Raw genomic sequence first — 17,915 nt, forward strand, 5'->3', positions numbered from 1 at the left:
CGCCCCTAAAAGCGGGTGGTCACTTCGGGTGCGGGCCGGTGGGGGCTTGTCGCGCAGTTCCCCGCGCCCCTGGAAAGGGCCCTCCGGGCCCCCCTCTTTTCGTCTGCGGATCGTGCGTGGTTGCTCGCGCAGTTCCCCGCGCCCCTTAGATGGGCCCTTCGGGCCCTCCTTCAGGGGCGCGGGGAACTGCGCGAACGGCTCCCACCCGCCCGCAGACAAAAGCCCGGCCGTCCGCCCAGGGCTTTCGGGAAGGGGTGGGGTGGGGAAATGTCAGAACAGGGGCAACTGGCCCGGGAACGGGGCAAGTTCGAAGCCGTCGAGGGTGCGCTGCGCCGCATCCAAGGGCGCCCGCGCCTTGGACCCGGGGCAGAGTGTCAGCTCCCCACCGCCCGCCACATACGCACGCGTACGCGGATCGTGGCGCACGTACTTGCCCGCCACGACAGCCACGGCACGACCGCACGACGGACACGGACGGCGGGGAGAGACACTCGGCATACCGTTCATGCTGCCAGAGGGGTACGACAACCGCCCCCGGCGGCACGGGCACGGTCACGGCACACCGAGCCCGAGAAGCGCGAAAGCGCTACCGCGTCACGCCGCCGGCTTGAACGCGGACGCCAAGCCGTACTGCCACAGCTGGTTCACCCGCGCCCGCTCCTGGCTGTCCGGGTACGGGTTGGTGCACGACGGACCGGGCCCGCCGCCCGACATCAGCTCGCTGCACGGCCCGGAGTAGTGGTCCGGCAGCCCGAGCACATGCCCGGTCTCGTGGGCGACGACGCGGACCGAGTAGTACTCCTGGTTCTGGTCGTAGTCGAGGAAGATGTAGCCGTTGCCGTGCCCGTCCGTGGACGCGTACGAGCCCTGCGGGTCGCTCCCCTCGTAGTACGAGAAGTCGGCGCCGCCGGAGGACTCCTGGAGGCGGACGTTCTGGACCGAGGAGTTCCAGATCTGCGCGGCCTGGGCTATTTCGCTGCGGAAGCTGGGCGCGTTGTCGGTGCTGTAGGAGACGGTGACGGAGGCCGCGAGCGGGTGGGCGGCCCGCTTCTTGGCCACGGACTTCATGACGGCGTCGTAGAACGCCTTGTTGTCGGCCGCCTGCTTGGCGGAACCGGCGTACGTGGAACCGTGCGGCGCGTACGCGGCAGAGGAAGCAGAGGAAGAGGAAGCAGGGGCGGCGGCGGTGGCGGCAGTGGCGGGGATGGCCCCGAGTCCGGCGAGCGCCAGACCCAGTGCGGTGGACATGGAGAGGACGAGGGTCCTTTGGTGTCTCATGGGGGGCTCCTGGTCGTCCGTTCTTGGCGGCTCCCGGTGGGTTGCCGGGGGCCACGGTGAGTGTCGGCGACCACAGCGCGCCCCGGGATGATGACAACCGGCGATAACTCCGCGCTATCGGAAGGGATTCGGCCGTCTAGTGCGGGACATGACAATCCCTTTACCCTCGGAGCCATGGAGCTCGATGTGAGACATCTCCGCACCCTCTGCGCGATCGCGGAGACCGGCAGTCTGCACCGGGCCGCCCGGCGGCTCGGAACCAGCCAACCGGCGCTGACCACGCAACTGCGGCGCATCGAGCACTCGTTGGGCGGCATGCTCTTCTTCCGCGAGCGCACCGGCTGCCGCCCGACCCCGCTCGGCCAGACCGTCCTGAGCCGCGCCCGCCCGCTGCTCGCGGGGATGGACGCGCTGGTCACCGAGGTACGGGCGGCGGCCGCCGGGGTCGACGGGCGGCCCCGGCTGCGCATCGGCTCGACCGCCAGTCGGGCCATTCCGGGCTGGCTGCGGCGGCTGCGCGAACGGCTGCCCGGCACCGAGGCCCAGCTCCATGTCGCCGTCTCCGCCAACGCCCTGCTCGGCCTGGTCGCCCTCGGCGAGCTCGACGTGGCCTTCGTGCACGAGGTCGAGGGGTGCCCGCTGCGCGTCCCGGACGGCCTCGACCTGCGCGTACTGCTCGATCGTGAACCGCAGTTCATCTCGCTCGCCGTCGACCACCCGGCGGCGCGCCAGGAGGTGGTGGAGCTGGCGGACCTCGCCGGGGACCGCTGGATGGTCGACCCGAGCGTGGACGGCGAGTGGGACGGGCTGCGCCGGATGCTCACCGCCGCCGGGCTCAACCCCCGTGTCCTGCACGGTGATTACCTCACCGCCGCGTCCCTGGTCGCCACCGGCGAGGTCGTCACCCCCTGCCAGCCGACCTCGCGGCCGCGCTCCGACATGGCGGTGCGCCCGCTGCGCGGCGACCCGCTGGGGGTGCGGCTGCTGCTCGCCACCCGGCGGGGGGCGGACGCGGAGCGCGAGGCGCTGTTCAAGGCGGTGCACTCGGCGCTGGAGGAGGCGTACTGGGAGGCGGCCCGGCAGTCCGCGCCGTACCGGGCGTGGCTGGCCCGGCCGCTGCTGCGCGCGTCGGGGGCCCGGGGGCGCCGGGTAGCATGGCAGGCGGCGCTAATGGAACTGGAGCCCCGTTATGAAGCAGGACTCGACGCCGGAATCGATGCCGGATTCACCGCCGGTCCCGGCAGCGGCGTCGGCACCGGCAGTCTCGACAGCGGCGGCGTCGGCATCGGCGGCACCGGCGGCTGACCCGGGCACGGTCCGGCCCGGCGGGCGCACGGCCCGGGTGCGAGCCTCGGTCCTGCGGGCGGCCGGTGACGTACTCGCCGAGCAGGGCTTCGCCGGGCTCGACCTGGCCGAGGTCGCCGCGCGCGCGGACGTGGGCCGCACGACCGTGTACCGGCGCTGGGGCTCGACCACGGCCCTGGTCGCCGACCTGCTCGCCGACATGGCCGAACAGTCCGTACCGCGTACCGAGACCGGCAGCCTGCTCGGCGATCTGACCGCCAACGCCGAACTCGTCGCCCGCACCCTCACCGACCCGCGCCAGGGCCCCCTGTTCCGCGCCGTCATCGCCGCCGCGACCTGCGACGACCGCACGGCCCGCGCCCTGCACACGTTCTACGAGGTACGGGTGGCGGAGTGGGCCCCGTGCGTGGAGCAGGCGGTGGCGCGCGGCGAACTGCCCCCCGGCACAGACCCCCGCGAAGTGGTACGCGCGGTCTCGGCGCCGCTGTACTACCGGTTCCTGGTGGGCGGCGGCGAGCTGGACGCGGCGGTCGCGGCGCGGGCCGCGCGGGCCGCGGTGGAGGCGGCGAAGGCGGGCGCGTTCTGACATGCCGTCATATGGCACGTCATGCGGCATGTCATAGGGCATGCCACAGGGCACCCGGGGCGTAACCGGTACGACGTCGTCCGCCCCCTGCCGAGGATGACCGGATCGGATCGCTAACCTTACGTATCCGCGCTCGTGTCCCCGCTCACGCGGCGTGGACGTGCAAGACGCGCGTCGCACCCAACTTATGCGAAAGGCCTCGCCCATGGGCATTCGAAGCTTGCTGCGCAAAGTGTTCGGACGCGGTGACGCGGACGCGGTGGCGTCGGGGGAGGTAGCGGCTGCGGCCCCGCAGGCGTCGTCGGCCGGGGCGTCGGAGTCGGCGTCCGAGTCGGCATCTGTCGCGGATGCGGCGTCGGTGTCCGCGTCGACCTCGGATTCCGCTTCCGCGGCGGTGGAGGAGTCGGCTCCGGCCGCCGTCGCCGTGACCGTTCCGGCGCCCGCCGAGGAGGCCGTCTCCGGTCCTGCCGAGAGCCCGACCGTGCCCGCCCCGGCACGGCGTGACCTCTCCCCGGCCGAGGAGTTGGTCGCGGCGGCGTTCGACGCGCCGTCGCGTCCGGCGGTCCCGGCCCCGTCCCGGCCGTCCGAGGACGCCCCGGTGTCCCGACCGGCGGAAGACGCCCCGGCCGCCGTCCCGAGTGCGGAGCTGCCGCAGCCCCGGGCCGGGGAGTCCGAGCCGGAACCCGAGCCGATGCCCGAGCCGGCGCCGGTGCCCAAGCCCGAGCCGGAGCCCGACCCGATGCCGGAGGCCGTGTCGGCCGAGGCGGAGGCCGAGGCCGAGGCCGAGGAGCTGGCCGAGCCCGAGGAGCTGGCCGAGCCCGAGGCCGAGACCGAGGCCGTCGTCGAGGCCGTCGTCGAGGCCGTCGTCGAGGTTCCGGCGGAGCCGGAGGCCGTTGAGGCCGACGCCGTAGTGGCCGAGACCGAGGTTCTGGTCGAGAGCGAGCCCGTACAGGCCGAGGTGGAGCCCGGGGCTCAGCCCGGCGGCGGTGGCAAGGCCGCTCACTCCCTGGCGCGGATCAAGTCCCGTGCCCCCGGTCTCGTCGAGCACTACAAGGCCGCCGGGGCGCAGGTGCGCAAGGCGGGGCTCGTCGGGCGGCGGGCGCGGGTGTACCTCGTACTCGACCGGTCCGGGTCGATGCGGCCGTTCTACAAGGACGGCAGCGTCCAGCACCTCGCCGAGCGGACGCTCGCGCTCGCCGCGCACCTCGACGAGGACGCGACCGTCCACACCGTCTTCTTCTCCACCGAGCTGGACGGGACCGTCGACCTCGGGCTCACCTCGTACGAGAACGTCGTCGACGAGACGCACGCCTCGCTCGGGCGGATGGGGCGGACCAGCTATCACGTGGCCGTCGAGGCGGTCGTCGAGCACTACGAGAAGAGCCAGTACGACGGGCCCGCGCTGGTCGTGTTCCAGACCGACGGGGCGCCGGACGCCAAGGTGGCGGCTCGGCAGGCGCTCGCCGACGTGTCCGGCGCGGCGGTGTTCTGGCAGTTCGTCGCGTTCGGGGACGACGACAGCAAGGCGTTCGACTTCCTGCGGAAGCTGGACGCGCCGAATGCCGCGTTCCTGCATGCGGGGCCCGCGCCTCGTGAACTGGCTGATGCCGAGTTCTACAAGGGCGTGTTGTCCGCATTCGCCCAGCGGAGCTAGGCGCTCCGCGCGGTCGGCTTTCGGGTGCGGGTCGTGGGGGGCTGGTCGCGCAGTTCCCCGCGCCCCTTGTCGGGTGGGATCGGTCGCGCTTCGAGTGCGGGCCGTCGTGGGTTGCTCGCGCAGTTCCCCGCGCCCCTGTAGGGCTCCACCCGCGACGCCCGTTTATGCGGGTGAGTGGATCTCCCCGGGCCCGTTAGGATTTCGACCATGGCGGCCACTGGATCCGAGAAGCAGGGGGCGAAGGCGTTTTACGTCTCGACCCCCATTTACTACGTCAACGACGCTCCTCACCTGGGCCACGCCTACACGACCGTCGCAGGCGACGTGCTCACGCGCTGGCACCGTCAGCGCGGCGAGAAGGTGTGGTACCTCACCGGCACGGACGAGCACGGTCAGAAGATCATGCGCACCGCGGAGGCGAACAACGTCACCCCGCAGGAGTGGTGCGACAAGCTCGTGGAAGAGGCCTGGAAGCCTCTCTGGGAGCACCTGGAGATCGCGAACGACGACTTCATCCGTACGACGGAGAAGCGGCACACCGACCGTGTGCAGGAGTTCGTCCAGGACCTGTACGACAAGGGCGAGATCTACAAGGGCGGCTACGAGGGCCCGTACTGCGTGGGCTGCGAGGAGTACAAGCTCCCCGGTGACCTCATCGAGGCCGAGGACGGCACCAAGCTGTGCCCCGTCCACAAGAAGCCGGTGGAGATCCTCAAGGAGGAGAACTACTTCTTCAAGCTCTCCGAGTACGGCCCGAAGCTGGTCGAGTTCTACGAGGCCAACCCCGGCTTCATCCAGCCCGAGTCGGCCCGCAACGAGGTCGTGAACTTCGTCAAGCAGGGCCTGCAGGACCTGTCGATCTCGCGCTCCACCTTCGACTGGGGCGTCCCGGTCCCGTGGGACGACAAGCACGTCATCTACGTGTGGATCGACGCCCTCCTGAACTACGCCACCGCCGTCGGCTACGGCTCGGACCAGGCGAAGTTCGACGAGACCTTCCCGGCCAACGTCCACCTCATCGGTAAGGACATCCTCCGCTTCCACGCGGTGATCTGGCCCGCGATGCTGATGGCGAACGGCCTGCCGGTGCCCGGCAAGGTCGCGGCCAACGGCTGGCTGATGGTCGGCGGCGAGAAGATGTCGAAGTCGAACCTGACGGGCATCAAGCCGCAGGACCTCACCTCGCACTTCGGCGTCGACGCCTACCGCTGGTACTTCCTGCGTGCCATCGCCTTCGGCCAGGACGGCTCGTTCTCCTGGGAGGACTTCACCGCCCGGTACACCTCCGAGCTCGCCAACGACTACGGCAACCTCGCCTCGCGCGTGGCGGCCATGGTCGGCAAGTACTTCGGCGGCACGCTGCCCGCAGCCACCGCCGCGGGCGAGGCCGAGCAGGCGATCGCCGACGGCATGGCGAAGGCCGTGGCCGAGGCGGACCGGAAGATCGGCGACGAGCTGGACTTCCAGGGCGGCATCCTGGCGGTGTTCGACTTCGTGAAGCAGGTCAACGGCTACATCACGGAGCAGGAGCCGTGGAAGGTGGCCAAGGACGAGTCGGAGGAGGGCCGGGCGCGCCTGGCGACCATCCTCTACACCGCCGCCGAGGCGCTGCGCGCGGTCGCCGTCCTGCTGAACCCGGTGATGCCCGACACCTCGCAGAAGCTGTGGGACTCGCTGGGCGCCGAGGTCGCGGACCTGGGCCCGCTGGCCGACCAGCGCGTGCAGGACGCGGGCCGCTGGGGCCGGCTGCCGGTCGGCGCGACGGTGACGAAGGGCGCGGTGCTGTTCCCGCGTCTGGAGGAGAAGCCCGCGTAGTCCGTACGCAACCGCTCGTACACCTCGTAGGAGCAAGGAAGGCCCGGAAGCGGAATTCCGGGCCTTTCGCATGTACGAAACGGTTGCGGCCTGCCCCCGCCGCGCGCACGCTGCACATGAGTCGGTACGTGCTGGAGGGGGTGCCACGCCGTGACACGGAGTACGGACCAGCAGCAGGCGGAGGAGGACGCCCGGCGGCGCGAGGAGCTGCTGGCGAAGGTCCGGGAGGCGAACCGGCAGTCCGCCAACCGGCCCTGCGGCCCGCCGTCGCCCGACGTGATCGGCGGGGACGACGACTAGGGCCTGTCCGGTGGATCTGGCCGCCTTCGGTCCGGGCCGCCGTTTCGGTGCTGGTGAGCGGGGGTGTGGCACGCCCAGCTGCAAGGCGGAGGAGGGCGGCGACGCGTGGGGGTGCCCCCTGGTCGAGCGGAGCCGAGAGCTTGGGGGAGTCGGCAACCGACGACAACGCGGCAGATGGGCGTGCCACACCCCCGCGTCCCAGGCAAGATCCACCGGACAGGCCCTAGCGCTCCGCGGGTGCGTGGCCGTTCGTCTGCGGACCGTCTGTGGTGCGCGACCAGCCCACGACAACCCGCAGACGAAGACCGGGCACTACTTCGGCGCGACCGGCTTGCGCAGCTGGATGTTCAGCTCGCGCAGGCGGGCCTCCTCCAGCTCCGTCGGCGCGCCCATCATCAGGTCCTGCGCGTTGCCGTTGAGCGGGAACGCGATGGTCTCGCGGATGTTGGGCTCGTCGGCGAGCAGCATCACGATGCGGTCGACGCCGGGGGCGATGCCGCCGTGCGGCGGGGCGCCGTACTGGAAGGCGCGCAGCATGCCCGCGAACTCGGTCTCCACGGTCTCGCGGGTGTAGCCCGCGATCTCGAAGGCCTTGAACATGATGTCGGGCTCGTGGTTACGGATGGCGCCGGAGGACAGCTCGATGCCGTTGCAGACGATGTCGTACTGCCAGCCGAGGATGTCCAGCGGGTCCTCGTTCTCCAGCGCCTCAAGGCCGCCCTGCGGCATCGAGAACGGGTTGTGCGAGAAGTCGATCTTGCCGGTGTCCTCGTCCTTCTCGTACATCGGGAAGTCGACGATCCAGCAGAAGCGGAAGACGCCCTCCTCGAAGTGGCCGGCGCGCTTGGCGGCCTCGACGCGGACCGCGCCCATGATCTTGGAGACCTCGTCGTACTCGCCCGCGCCGAAGAACACCGCGTGCCCGGCCTTCAGGCCCAGGCGCTCGGTGAGGACCTTGACGTTCTCCTCGGTGAGGAACTTGGCGATCGGGCCCGCGAACGCGCCGTCCTCGCCCACACGGATCCAGGCCAGGCCCTTGGCGCCGTGCTCCACCGCGTACTCGCCCAGGCCGTCGAAGAACTTGCGGGACTGGCCCGCGACGTCCGGCACCGGCAGCGCGCGCACGTGCTTGCCCGCGAACGCCTTGAACTCGGAGCCCTCGAAGACGTCGGTGATGTCGACGAGCTCCAGCTGGGCGCGCAGGTCCGGCTTGTCGTTGCCGTACTTCAGCATCGACTCGCGGAACGGGATGCGCGGGAACGGCGAGGTGACGTGGCGGCCGCCGCCGAACTCCTCGAAGAGCTCGGTCATCAGCTTCTCGACGGGCTGGAAGATGTCCTCCTGCTCGACGAAGGACATCTCGATGTCGAGCTGGTAGAACTCGCCCGGCGAGCGGTCCGCGCGGGCGTCCTCGTCGCGGAAGCAGGGCGCGATCTGGAAGTAGCGGTCGAAGCCGGAGATCATCAGCAGCTGCTTGAACTGCTGCGGGGCCTGCGGCAGCGCGTAGAACTTGCCGGGGTTCAGGCGGGACGGGACGACGAAGTCGCGGGCGCCCTCGGGGGAGGTCGCGGCGAGGATCGGGGTCGCCATCTCGTTGAAGCCGAGCGCGGTCATCTTGTGGCGCATCGCCGAGATGACGGCCGAGCGCAGCATGATGTTGCGGTGCATGCGCTCGCGGCGCAGGTCGAGGAAGCGGTACTCAAGGCGCCGCTCCTCGTTGACACCGTCGTCCGCGTTGATCGTGAACGGCAGCGGGGCGGCCGCGCCGAGCACCTCGACCTCGCCGACCTCGATCTCGACCTCGCCGGTCGGCAGGTCCGCGTTCACGTTCTCCGCGCCGCGCGAGACGACCTTGCCGTCGATGCGGACGACCGTCTCCTTGGAGAGCTTGTCCAGCACCTCGGCGCCGGGCGTGCCCGGGCGGGCGACCAGCTGGGTGATGCCGTAGTGGTCGCGCAGATCGATGAAGAGGATGCCGCCCAGGTCTCGGCGATTGTGCAGCCAGCCGCTCAGCCGGACGTCGGCGCCGACGTCGGTGGCGCGGAGCTCGCCGCAGGTGTGGGACCTGTACCGATGCATTTTCTTCATCCAGTTCTTCGCGTGACAGGCGGGAAACAGTCCCTCCAGGTTACCGGCCGGGCCCAGCAGCTCTCGCCGGTATAAATCGGGCTGCATAGAGTGGGGATCATGCGCACCGAGGACGTCCTGGCTGCCATCGCCACCGGGCTGTGGCGCTGGGACAACGCGTCCGGAACGGTCACGGTCGACGCCGAGGCCGCCCGCCTGCTCGGTCTGCCCGCCGAACGGGCCGTGCTCACCGAGGCCGCCGTGCGCTCCCGCTTCCACCCGGTCGATTGGAACGAGGTCGACCAGATCGTGGCCCTCGCCCTCGCCGAGGGCACCCTGGCCGAGGCCCGGATGCGGATCATGGACGAGAACGGCCGGGTGCTGCGCACCGTACGAAGCCGCTCGAAACCGCTGCCCAAGGACACCCACGACGGCGTGAGCTACGTCCTGGTCGGCACCCTCCAGGAGGTCGCCGAGCCGCAGCCCGGCACCACCGCCGCGCACCCCTCCATCACCGGCGACTGGCGCCGCTCCCGGGAGGCGTTCCTGCTCGACGCGGGCCGGGCGCTGGCCGAGGCGCGCTCGACCGCCGAGGTGCTGCGGGTCGCCGCCTCGCTCTCCATGCCCGGCTTCTCGCCGGACGGCCTCGCCGTCTTCGGCGTCGCGGGCGACCGCCTGTCGATCATCGGCCACCACGGGCACAACCCGGGCGACGACGGCCCCTTCGCGGACATGCAGCTGGACACGGACTACCCGGCCACCGACGTCGTGCGCACCGGCCGGGCCATCTATCTGCCCACCCCCGAGGAGTACCGCCGCCGCTACCCGGCCACCTGGCCGCTAGCCCAGCGCTTCGACCGGCAGTCCTGGGCGTTCCTGCCGCTGATCGTGGCAGGCAGGACCATGGGCGCCTGGATGGCCGCGTTCAAGCACCCGGTGGCGTTCACGCCCGACGAGCGCTCGGTTTTGACGACGGTGGCCCGGATGCTCGCCCAGGCGCTGGCGCGGGCGGGCGAGGCGGAGTCCGAGCGGGAGCTCTCGCTGGGCCTGCAGCGCTCGATGATGCCGACGCTCGGCCCCGAGATCCCCGGTATGACGGTCGCGGCCCGCTATGTGCCGACCGGCGGCGGGCTCCAGGTCGGCGGCGACTGGTACGACATGATCCCGCTGCCCAACGGCAGGTTCGCGCTGGTCATCGGGGATGTGCAGGGCCATGACGTAAGAGCTGCGGGCCTGATGGGCCAGCTGCGGATCGCGCTGCGGGCGTACGCGAGCGAGGGCCACCGCCCCGACGCGGTCCTCTCGCGCGCCTCGCGCTTCCTGTCCGGGATCACCGAGTCGTACGGGGAGTCCTACGGCGAGGCGGACGACCACCCGCGCTTCGCGACCTGCCTCTACATCGAGGTCGACCCGACGACGGGCACCCTCGACATCGCCCGGGCCGGCCACCCGGACCCGGTGATCCGTACGGCCGAGGGCACCGCGCTGATACGCCAGACGGCGGGCGGTCTGCCGCTCGGCATCGAGGCGGACTCGGACTACCCGACCACCCGCCTGGTCCTGGAGCCCGGCGAGACGATGATGCTCTGCACCGACGGGCTGATCGAGACCGGCGGCCACGACATGGCCTCCGGCTGGACCCGGCTGCGCCCGGTCCTGGAGGAGGACACCGGCGACAACCTGGAGAAACTGGCGGACTCGCTGGTCCAGGCGGTGCACGGCCCCTCCTCGCACCACACCGTGGGCCCGCTGGCCGACCGCCGCGAGGACGACATCGCGGTGCTGCTGCTGTGCCGCAACAGCGACGAGTGCGGCTGCGGCGCGGGCACCGGCACCGGCGTGACCCCGGCCCGCCGCACCGCCCTGACCGTCGCCCAGGCCGAGCCGCACCGCATCGCGGGCGCCCGCCGCGAGCTGCGCGAGCTGCTGCACGACTGGGCCGACGAGGAGCAGATCGACTCGGCGGTCCTGATGGTCTCCGAGATGGTCACCAACGTCCTGGTCCACACCGACGGCGACGCCCTCCTGGTCGCCGAGGCCACCGGCGCCCCCGGCACCCGCCGCCTGCGCGTGGAGGTGGCCGACGCCAGCGACGACCTCCCCCACAAGCGCCGCCCCGGCGAGATGGCCTCCAGCGGACGCGGCCTGGTCCTGATGGAGATGCTGGCCGAGCGGTGGGGAGTGGACCCGAGGGGCGAGGGAAAGTCGATCTGGTTCGAGATCTACGAGGGGGAGGCGTCGCCCGGGGGGCCGGGGGAGGGCGGGCCGGGAACGTCCGGGGGACCGGCCGACGGCGGACCGGGAGCGTCCGGAGGCCCGGCGGACGGCGAACCGGGCGTCGAGCCCGAGGCCGCTTCGGGCCCGCCATCGCCCTCGCCCTCGTCGATGGCGTAACGCTTCCGCAGCTCGCTCAGCACCCCGAATCCGGCGGCCGCGACCGGCACCGCGAGCAGCATCCCGAGCAGCCCGGCGACGCTCGCCCCGGCCGTGATCGCGATCATGACCATCGCCGGATGCATCTGCACGGTCCGGCTCTGGATCACCGGTTGCAGGATGTGCCCCTCCAGCTGCTGTACGGCGAGGACGACCCCGACCGTCCACAGCGCGATCCCGAGCCCCCGGTCGGCGAGCGCGACCAGCACGGCGACGGTGCCGGAGACGAAGGCGCCGAGGTACGGGATGTACGCGCCGATGAACACCAGCGCGCCGAGCCCGACCGCGCCGGGCACCCGCAGGACGAGCAGCCCCACCGTGATGCACACCGCGTCGATGAGCGCGATGAGCGTCGTCCCCCGCATGAACCCCTCCACGGCCTCGAACGCCCGCCGGGCCATGGCCTCGACGAGGTGCCCGGTGCCGCGCGGGGCGATGGAGTGGGCGAGGTGGACGGCCCGGTCGGAGTCCTTCAGGAAGAAGAAGGTCAGCAGCAGCGACAGCACTCCGGTCGCGATCAGCTTCCCGATCACGCTGAGCCCGGCGAGCAGCCCGGACGCGGCCGAGGCGCCGAACTTCGAGATGAGCTCCTTGGCGTGGTCGGCGAGGCTGAAGACCCCGTCGCCGCTCGCCACCCCGAAGTGGTCGGCCAGCCACTGCCCGGCCTGGCGCAGCGACTCGATGATCTGGTCGCCGGAGTCGATGAGGGCGGTGACGACGATGTACCCGGCGCCGCCGACGACGGCGACGAGCGCGACGCAGGTGAGCCCGGCGGCGAGCGACGGCCTCATCCGCAGCCTCAGCAGCCGCCGGAACACGGGCCCGAGCAGCGCGGTGCCGAGCAGCGCGAGCAGCACGGGCGTGACGGCGGTCTTGAAGACCACGCAGAGCCAGACGCCGACGGCGGCGACGCCGGTGACGAGCAGGATGACGACACACCAGGCGGCGGTCCGCCGCGCGGCGTCGGGAAGTAGCGGCCGACCACGCTCCACGCGTCCACATCACCACGACACCCACGCGTCCGCGCCCCGGGTACACCCGCCCGGGTCCAGCGCCGGGTCTCGGCCTGCGGGCCGGTGGGGGCTGGTCGCGCAGTTCCCCGCGCCCCTTGACCGCCCCTTCGGGGCGATCTCTTCGGCTGCGGGCCGTGCTGGGTTGCTCGCGGACAAACAGGGGGCCCGGGGCGGAGCCCCGTGAGCGGGGTGCAGGGGCCGCAGGCCCCGCTGGGGGTCCGGGGGCGGAGCCCCGTGAGCGGGGTGCAGGGGCCGCAGGCCCCGCTGGGGGTCCGGGGGCGTAGCCCCCGGAGAACCCCCTCCCACCTCCACCCCCACCCACCCCCGGAGGGTTTAGGGAAGGGGCGGGGAGGGGCTACATCCCGTGCACCGCCGGGATCGTGCCCAGCAGCCCCTTCTGGAAGTCGTCGAACGCCTGCTGAAGCTCCTCGCGGGTGTTCATCACGAACGGCCCGTAGTGCGCCATCGGCTCACGGATCGGGCGCCCGCCCAGCAGCACGATCTCCAGGTCCGGCGTGTGACCGTCCTGCTTCTCGTCCGCCCGCACCGTCAGCGACCCGCCGTCGCCGAACACGGCGGTCTGGCCCATGTGGACCGGACGGCGAGCCGTACCCACCGAGCCCCGCCCGGCCAGCACATACGCCAGCCCGTTGAAGTCCGCCCGCCACGGCAGCGTGATCTCCGCGCCCGGCCGGACCGTCGCGTGGATCATCGTGATCGGGGTGTGCGTGACGCCCGGACCCTGGTGGCCGTCCAGCTCGCCCGCGATCACCCGGAGCAGCGCGCCGCCGTCCGGCGAGGTCAGGAGCTGGACCTGGCCGCCCCGGATGTCCTGGTAGCGCGGGTCCATCATCTTGTCGGCGGCGGGCAGGTTCACCCACAGCTGGAGCCCGTGGAACAGCCCGCCCGACGTCACGAGCGACTCCGGCGGCGCCTCGATGTGCAGCAGCCCGGAGCCCGCCGTCATCCACTGGGTGTCGCCGTTCATGATCGTGCCGCCGCCACCGTTGCTGTCCTGGTGGACGAAGGTCCCGTCGATCAGGTACGTCACGGTCTCGAAGCCGCGGTGCGGGTGCCACGGGGTGCCCTTGGGCTCGCCCGGCGCGTACTCCACCTCGCCCATCTGGTCCATCATGATGAACGGGTCGAGGTACTGGTAGTTGATCCCGGCGAAGGCGCGCCGCACCGGGAAGCCCTCCCCCTCGAAGCCGCTCGGCGCCGTGGTCACGGCGAGCACGGGACGCGGCACCGCGCCCTGGGGCGCGACCACGCGCGGCAGGGTCAACGGGTTCTCGACGGTCACAGCAGGCATGGGACGGCCCTCCTCGGCGGGATGCTCAGCATCCAAAGTAGTTGAATGGTGAACAGTCGGCAAGGCGTCCTGATTCCCGAGGGGGCCACAAGGGGGTTCCGGGGGCACCCACCCCCGTAGAAGTCGGCCGGAAATCGGGCCGAAAGCCGTCAGCCGTACATCCGCCGCATCGCGAAGTCCACCATCTGCTCGACCGCCTTCGCGTCGAACACCATCCGGTGGTCGCCCTCCATGTCGAGGACGAAGCCGTACCCCGTCGGGAGCAGGTCGATGACCTCGGCCCCGGTGATCACGAAGTACTTGGACTCCTTGCCCGCGTACCGCCGCAGCTCCTTCAGCGACGTGAACATCGGGATGACCGGCTGCTGCGTGTTGTGCAGCGCCAGGAATCCGGGGTTGTCGCCGCGCGGGCAGTAGACCTTCGAGCCCGCGAAGATCTGCTGGAAGTCCTCGGCCGACAGCGATCCCGTGGTGAACGCCCGCACCGCGTCCGCGAGCGACGGCGGCGACGGCTCGGGGTACAGCGGCTGCTCCCCGTAGGAAGGCTGCTGCGGCTGGGCGTACTGCTGCTGAGCACCCTGGTTCTGGTCGTAGCCGTACATGGGCGCAAGAGTAGTGCGCCACATATGTGCCCAGAGGGGTTGCGTCTTATTACCGACGGGTAGCATCATCGTAGCTACTTGCTGGTAGAGATGTAACCGATCCTGCTTACGGAGCCGTCGCCATGGGGCACTACAAGTCGAATCTCCGCGACATCGAGTTCAACCTCTTCGAGGTCCTCGGCCGCGACAAGCTGTACGGCACCGGCCCGTTCGCCGAGATGGACGTCGACACCGCCAAGTCCATCCTGGACGAGATCGCGCGCCTGGCCGAGAACGAGCTGGCCGACTCCTTCGCCGACGCGGACCGCAACCCGCCGGTGTTCGACCCGGAGACCAACACCGCGCCGGTTCCGGAGTCCTTCAAGAGCTCCTTCAAGGCGTTCATGGACTCCGAGTACTGGCGGCTCGGCCTGCCGGAGGCGATCGGCGGCACCGTCTCGCCGCGCTCCCTGATCTGGGCGTACGCGGAGCTGCTGCTCGGCGCCAACCCGGCGATCTGGATGTACTCCTCGGGCCCGGCGTTCGCCGGCATCCTGCACGACGAGGGCAACGAGGCGCAGAAGAAGATCGCGCAGATCGCCGTCGAGAAGCAGTGGGGCTCGACGATGGTCCTGACCGAGCCGGACGCGGGCTCGGACGTCGGCGCCGGCCGCACCAAGGCGATCCAGCAGGCCGACGGCTCCTGGCACATCGAGGGCGTGAAGCGCTTCATCACGTCCGGCGAGCACGACATGGCGGAGAACATCCTCCACTACGTGCTGGCGCGCCCCGAGGGCCACGGCCCCGGCACCAAGGGCCTCTCCCTCTTCCTGGTCCCGAAGTTCCACTTCGACTGGGAGACCGGCGAGCTGGGCGAGCGCAACGGCGTGTACGCGACGAACGTCGAGCACAAGATGGGCCTGAAGGCCTCCAACACGTGCGAGATGACGTTCGGCGACCAGCACCCCGCCAAGGGCTGGCTGATCGGCGACAAGCACGACGGCATCCGCCAGATGTTCATGATCATCGAGTTCGCCCGCATGATGGTCGGCACGAAGGCCATCGCGACGCTGTCGACGGGTTACCTGAACGCCCTTGAGTACGCCAAGGAGCGCGTCCAGGGCAGCGACCTCTCGCAGTTCATGGACAAGACCGCGCCCAAGGTGACGATCACTCACCACCCGGACGTGCGCCGCTCGCTGATGACGCAGAAGGCGTACGCCGAGGGCATGCGCTCGCTGGTCCTCTACACCGCCGCCGTCCAGGACGCGATCCAGGTCAAGGAGGCCGCGGGCGAGGACGCCAAGGCGCTCGTCGGCCTCAACGACCTGCTCCTGCCGATCGTGAAGGGCTACGGCTCGGAGAAGTCGTACGAGAAGCTGTCGTCCGAGTCGCTGCAGACCTTCGGCGGCTCCGGGTACCTCCAGGAGTACCCGATCGAGCAGTACATCCGCGACGCCAAGATCGACACGCTCTACGAGGGCACCACGGCCATCCAGGGCCAGGACTTCTTCTTCCGGAAGATCGTCCGCGACCAGGGCGCCTCGCTCAACCTCCTCTCCGAGGAGATCAAGAAGTTCCTCGCCGAGCAGTCGGGCAACGAGGAGCTGGGCGGCGCGCTCGACTCCCTGGCCAAGGCCGCGGTGGACCTGGAGGCGATCGTCGGCGCGATGATCACCGACCTGACCGCCACGGGCGAGGACGTCAAGAACATCTACAAGGTGGGCCTCAACACCACCCGCCTGCTGATGGCCTCGGGCGACGTCGTCGTCGGCTACCTGCTGCTCAAGGGCGCGGCGGTCGCGGCCGAGAAGCTGGGGTCGGCCTCGGCGAAGGACGTCCCGTTCTACACCGGCAAGATCGCGGCCGCGAAGTTCTTCGCCGCCAACGTCCTGCCGGGCGTGGGCGCGGCGCGCGCGCTGGCCGAGACGGTCGACCTGTCGCTGATGGAGCTGGACGAGTCGGCGTTCTGATCGGCTTCCGCTCGACGCGGTTCGCCCAACGCGATTCGCTGGACGCGGTTCGCACGACGGGTCAGGGGGGTGGTGAGACGCCCCTGACCCGCTCCTCACACCACCGCAGCCCGCGGCGGGGCCACCTTCCAGGCCCGGCCGCGGGCTGCGGTCCGTGGTCACCGTCCCCGTGGGCTGTGGTTCCTGTCCTCACGGACTGTGGTTCTTGTCCTACGAACCGCCCGGTTTCCAGCACCCCGTCCGGTCTCCGGAACACCTACCTATGCTGGGCTCCATGAGCACACCCTCCCGCTTCGACCGCGGCCACACCGACGACCTGATGTCCTTCCTCGCGGCGAGCCCGTCGCCGTACCACGCGGTGGCGAACGCGGCCACGCGGCTTGAGAAGGCCGGCTTCCAGCAGGTGCGGGAGACGGACGCGTGGGACGCGTCGACCGGTGGAAAGTACGTGGTGCGCGGGGGCGCGATCATCGCCTGGTACGTGCCGGAGGGCGCGGCGGCGCACACCCCGTTCCGGATCGTCGGCGCGCACACCGACTCGCCGAACCTGCGGGTCAAGCCGCTGCCGGACGCGGGCGCGTACGGCTGGCGGCAGATCGCGGTGGAGGTCTACGGCGGCACGCTCCTGAACACCTGGCTCGACCGCGACCTGGGCCTGGCGGGCCGGCTGACCCTGCGCGACGGCTCGCACCGCCTGGTGAACGTGGACCGCGCCCTGCTGCGCGTCCCGCAGCTGGCCATCCACCTCGACCGATCCGCCAACGACGGGCTGAAGCTGGACCGCCAGAAGCACCTCCAGCCCATCTGGGGCCTCGGCGATGTCGAGGAGGGCGACCTGATCCGCTTCCTGGAGCAGGAGGAGGGGCTGGCCGAGGGCGAGGTCACCGGGTGGGACCTGATGGTGCACTCGATCGAGCCGCCGTCGTATCTGGGCCGCGACCAGGAGCTGGTGGCCGGTCCCCGGATGGACAACCTGATCTCGGTGCACGCGGGCACGGCGGCGCTGGCGGCGGCCTCGGCGACGCCGGACCTGGCGTACATCCCGGTCCTGGCGGCCTTCGACCACGAGGAGAACGGCTCGCAGGCCGACACCGGCGCGGACGGGCCCCTGCTCGGGACCGTCCTGGAGCGGTCGGTGTTCGCGCGCGGCGGTACGTACGAGGACAAGGCACGGGCCTTCGCGGGCACGGTCTGCCTGTCCTCGGACACCGGCCACGCCATCCACCCCAACTACGCGGAGCGCCACGACCCCACGCACCACCCGCGCGCCAACGGCGGCCCGATCCTGAAGGTGAACGTCAACCAGCGTTACGCGACGGACGGCGCGGGCCGGGCGGTCTTCGCCGCCGCGTGCGAGCGGGCGGGCGTGCCGTGGCAGAACTTCGTCTCCAACAACGCGATGCCGTGCGGCACGACGATCGGCCCGATCACGGCGGCCCGCCACGGCATCCAGACGGTCGACATCGGCGTCGCGATCCTGTCCATGCACAGCGCCCGCGAACTGTGCGGCGCGGACGACCCGTACTTGCTGGCCAACGCCCTGGTGTCCTTCCTGGAGGGCTGACCCTCCCCGGCCTACCCGGGCCGGCCGGTGTTTC

13 protein-coding genes and 1 pseudogene are annotated in these 17,915 nt (G+C 71.1%); 8 read left to right on the top strand and 6 right to left on the bottom strand.

Going from position 1 to position 17,915, the window contains the following annotated elements:
• Window positions 1-270: 270 nt before the first annotated feature.
• Both ACGFRG_RS07475 and snpA read right to left on the bottom strand, forming a co-directional pair.
• On the bottom strand, window positions 271-450 hold the full coding sequence (locus ACGFRG_RS07475) for a hypothetical protein (protein WP_393262241.1): 180 nt from the start codon (window positions 448-450) through the stop codon (window positions 271-273).
• A gap of 144 nt (window positions 451-594) precedes the next feature.
• Window positions 595-1,278, bottom strand: coding sequence for a snapalysin (gene snpA / locus ACGFRG_RS07480; protein WP_393262244.1), 684 nt, complete (start codon window positions 1,276-1,278; stop codon window positions 595-597).
• Window positions 1,279-1,452: 174 nt separating this feature from the next.
• On the opposite strand from snpA, the gene ACGFRG_RS07485 reads away from it, so the two are divergent.
• From ACGFRG_RS07485 to ACGFRG_RS07505, 5 genes are all read left to right on the top strand, one after another.
• Window positions 1,453-2,583, top strand: coding sequence for a LysR family transcriptional regulator (locus ACGFRG_RS07485; protein ID WP_361423340.1), 1,131 nt, complete (start codon window positions 1,453-1,455; stop codon window positions 2,581-2,583).
• Window positions 2,495-3,169 (top strand): TetR/AcrR family transcriptional regulator, encoded by a 675-nt coding sequence (locus ACGFRG_RS07490; RefSeq protein ID WP_393262248.1) that lies wholly within the window; start codon window positions 2,495-2,497, stop codon window positions 3,167-3,169. The genes ACGFRG_RS07485 and ACGFRG_RS07490 overlap by 89 nt, the downstream gene beginning before the upstream one ends.
• 205 nt (window positions 3,170-3,374) lie before the next feature.
• Window positions 3,375-4,823, top strand: coding sequence for a VWA domain-containing protein (locus tag ACGFRG_RS07495; protein WP_393262249.1), 1,449 nt, complete (start codon window positions 3,375-3,377; stop codon window positions 4,821-4,823).
• Between the two features lie 207 nt (window positions 4,824-5,030).
• Window positions 5,031-6,638 (top strand): methionine--tRNA ligase, encoded by a 1,608-nt coding sequence (metG, locus tag ACGFRG_RS07500; protein ID WP_361423331.1) that lies wholly within the window; start codon window positions 5,031-5,033, stop codon window positions 6,636-6,638.
• A 150-nt stretch (window positions 6,639-6,788) separates the two neighbouring features.
• A complete protein-coding gene (locus ACGFRG_RS07505; RefSeq protein ID WP_361423328.1) occupies window positions 6,789-6,938 on the top strand; it encodes a hypothetical protein in 150 nt (49 codons plus the stop codon).
• Between the two features lie 312 nt (window positions 6,939-7,250).
• Here ACGFRG_RS07505 and aspS read toward each other — a convergent pair whose 3' ends face one another.
• Entirely contained in the window at window positions 7,251-9,017 is a 1,767-nt protein-coding gene (gene aspS, locus ACGFRG_RS07510) for an aspartate--tRNA ligase (protein WP_361423325.1), read from the bottom strand.
• A gap of 108 nt (window positions 9,018-9,125) precedes the next feature.
• Between aspS and ACGFRG_RS07515 the strand changes: the two genes are divergently transcribed.
• A complete protein-coding gene (locus tag ACGFRG_RS07515) occupies window positions 9,126-11,399 on the top strand; it encodes a SpoIIE family protein phosphatase (RefSeq protein ID WP_393262252.1) in 2,274 nt (757 codons plus the stop codon).
• Here the strand turns inward: ACGFRG_RS07515 and ACGFRG_RS07520 are convergent.
• The 3 genes and pseudogenes from ACGFRG_RS07520 to ACGFRG_RS07530 form a co-directional block, all read right to left on the bottom strand.
• A pseudogene (locus ACGFRG_RS07520) lies at window positions 11,336-12,430 on the bottom strand (AI-2E family transporter); the annotation flags it as partial. The gene ACGFRG_RS07515 and the pseudogene ACGFRG_RS07520 overlap by 64 nt on opposite strands.
• A gap of 376 nt (window positions 12,431-12,806) precedes the next feature.
• On the bottom strand, window positions 12,807-13,763 hold the full coding sequence (locus ACGFRG_RS07525; RefSeq protein WP_393262254.1) for a pirin family protein: 957 nt from the start codon (window positions 13,761-13,763) through the stop codon (window positions 12,807-12,809).
• A 149-nt stretch (window positions 13,764-13,912) separates the two neighbouring features.
• Window positions 13,913-14,365, bottom strand: coding sequence for an SseB family protein (locus ACGFRG_RS07530; RefSeq protein ID WP_188276775.1), 453 nt, complete (start codon window positions 14,363-14,365; stop codon window positions 13,913-13,915).
• Between the two features lie 122 nt (window positions 14,366-14,487).
• On the opposite strand from ACGFRG_RS07530, the gene ACGFRG_RS07535 reads away from it, so the two are divergent.
• Complete coding sequence (locus ACGFRG_RS07535) at window positions 14,488-16,317, top strand: acyl-CoA dehydrogenase (RefSeq protein ID WP_361423316.1); 1,830 nt, start codon at window positions 14,488-14,490, stop codon at window positions 16,315-16,317.
• Between the two features lie 274 nt (window positions 16,318-16,591).
• Window positions 16,592-17,881, top strand: a complete 1,290-nt coding sequence (locus ACGFRG_RS07540) for a M18 family aminopeptidase (RefSeq protein ID WP_361423313.1) — start codon at window positions 16,592-16,594, stop codon at window positions 17,879-17,881.
• The last annotated feature ends 34 nt before the right edge of the window (window positions 17,882-17,915 follow it).

The sequence above is a fragment of the Streptomyces sp. NPDC048696 genome, assembly GCF_043198895.1.
Taxonomy (GTDB): Bacteria; Actinomycetota; Actinomycetes; order Streptomycetales; family Streptomycetaceae; genus Streptomyces.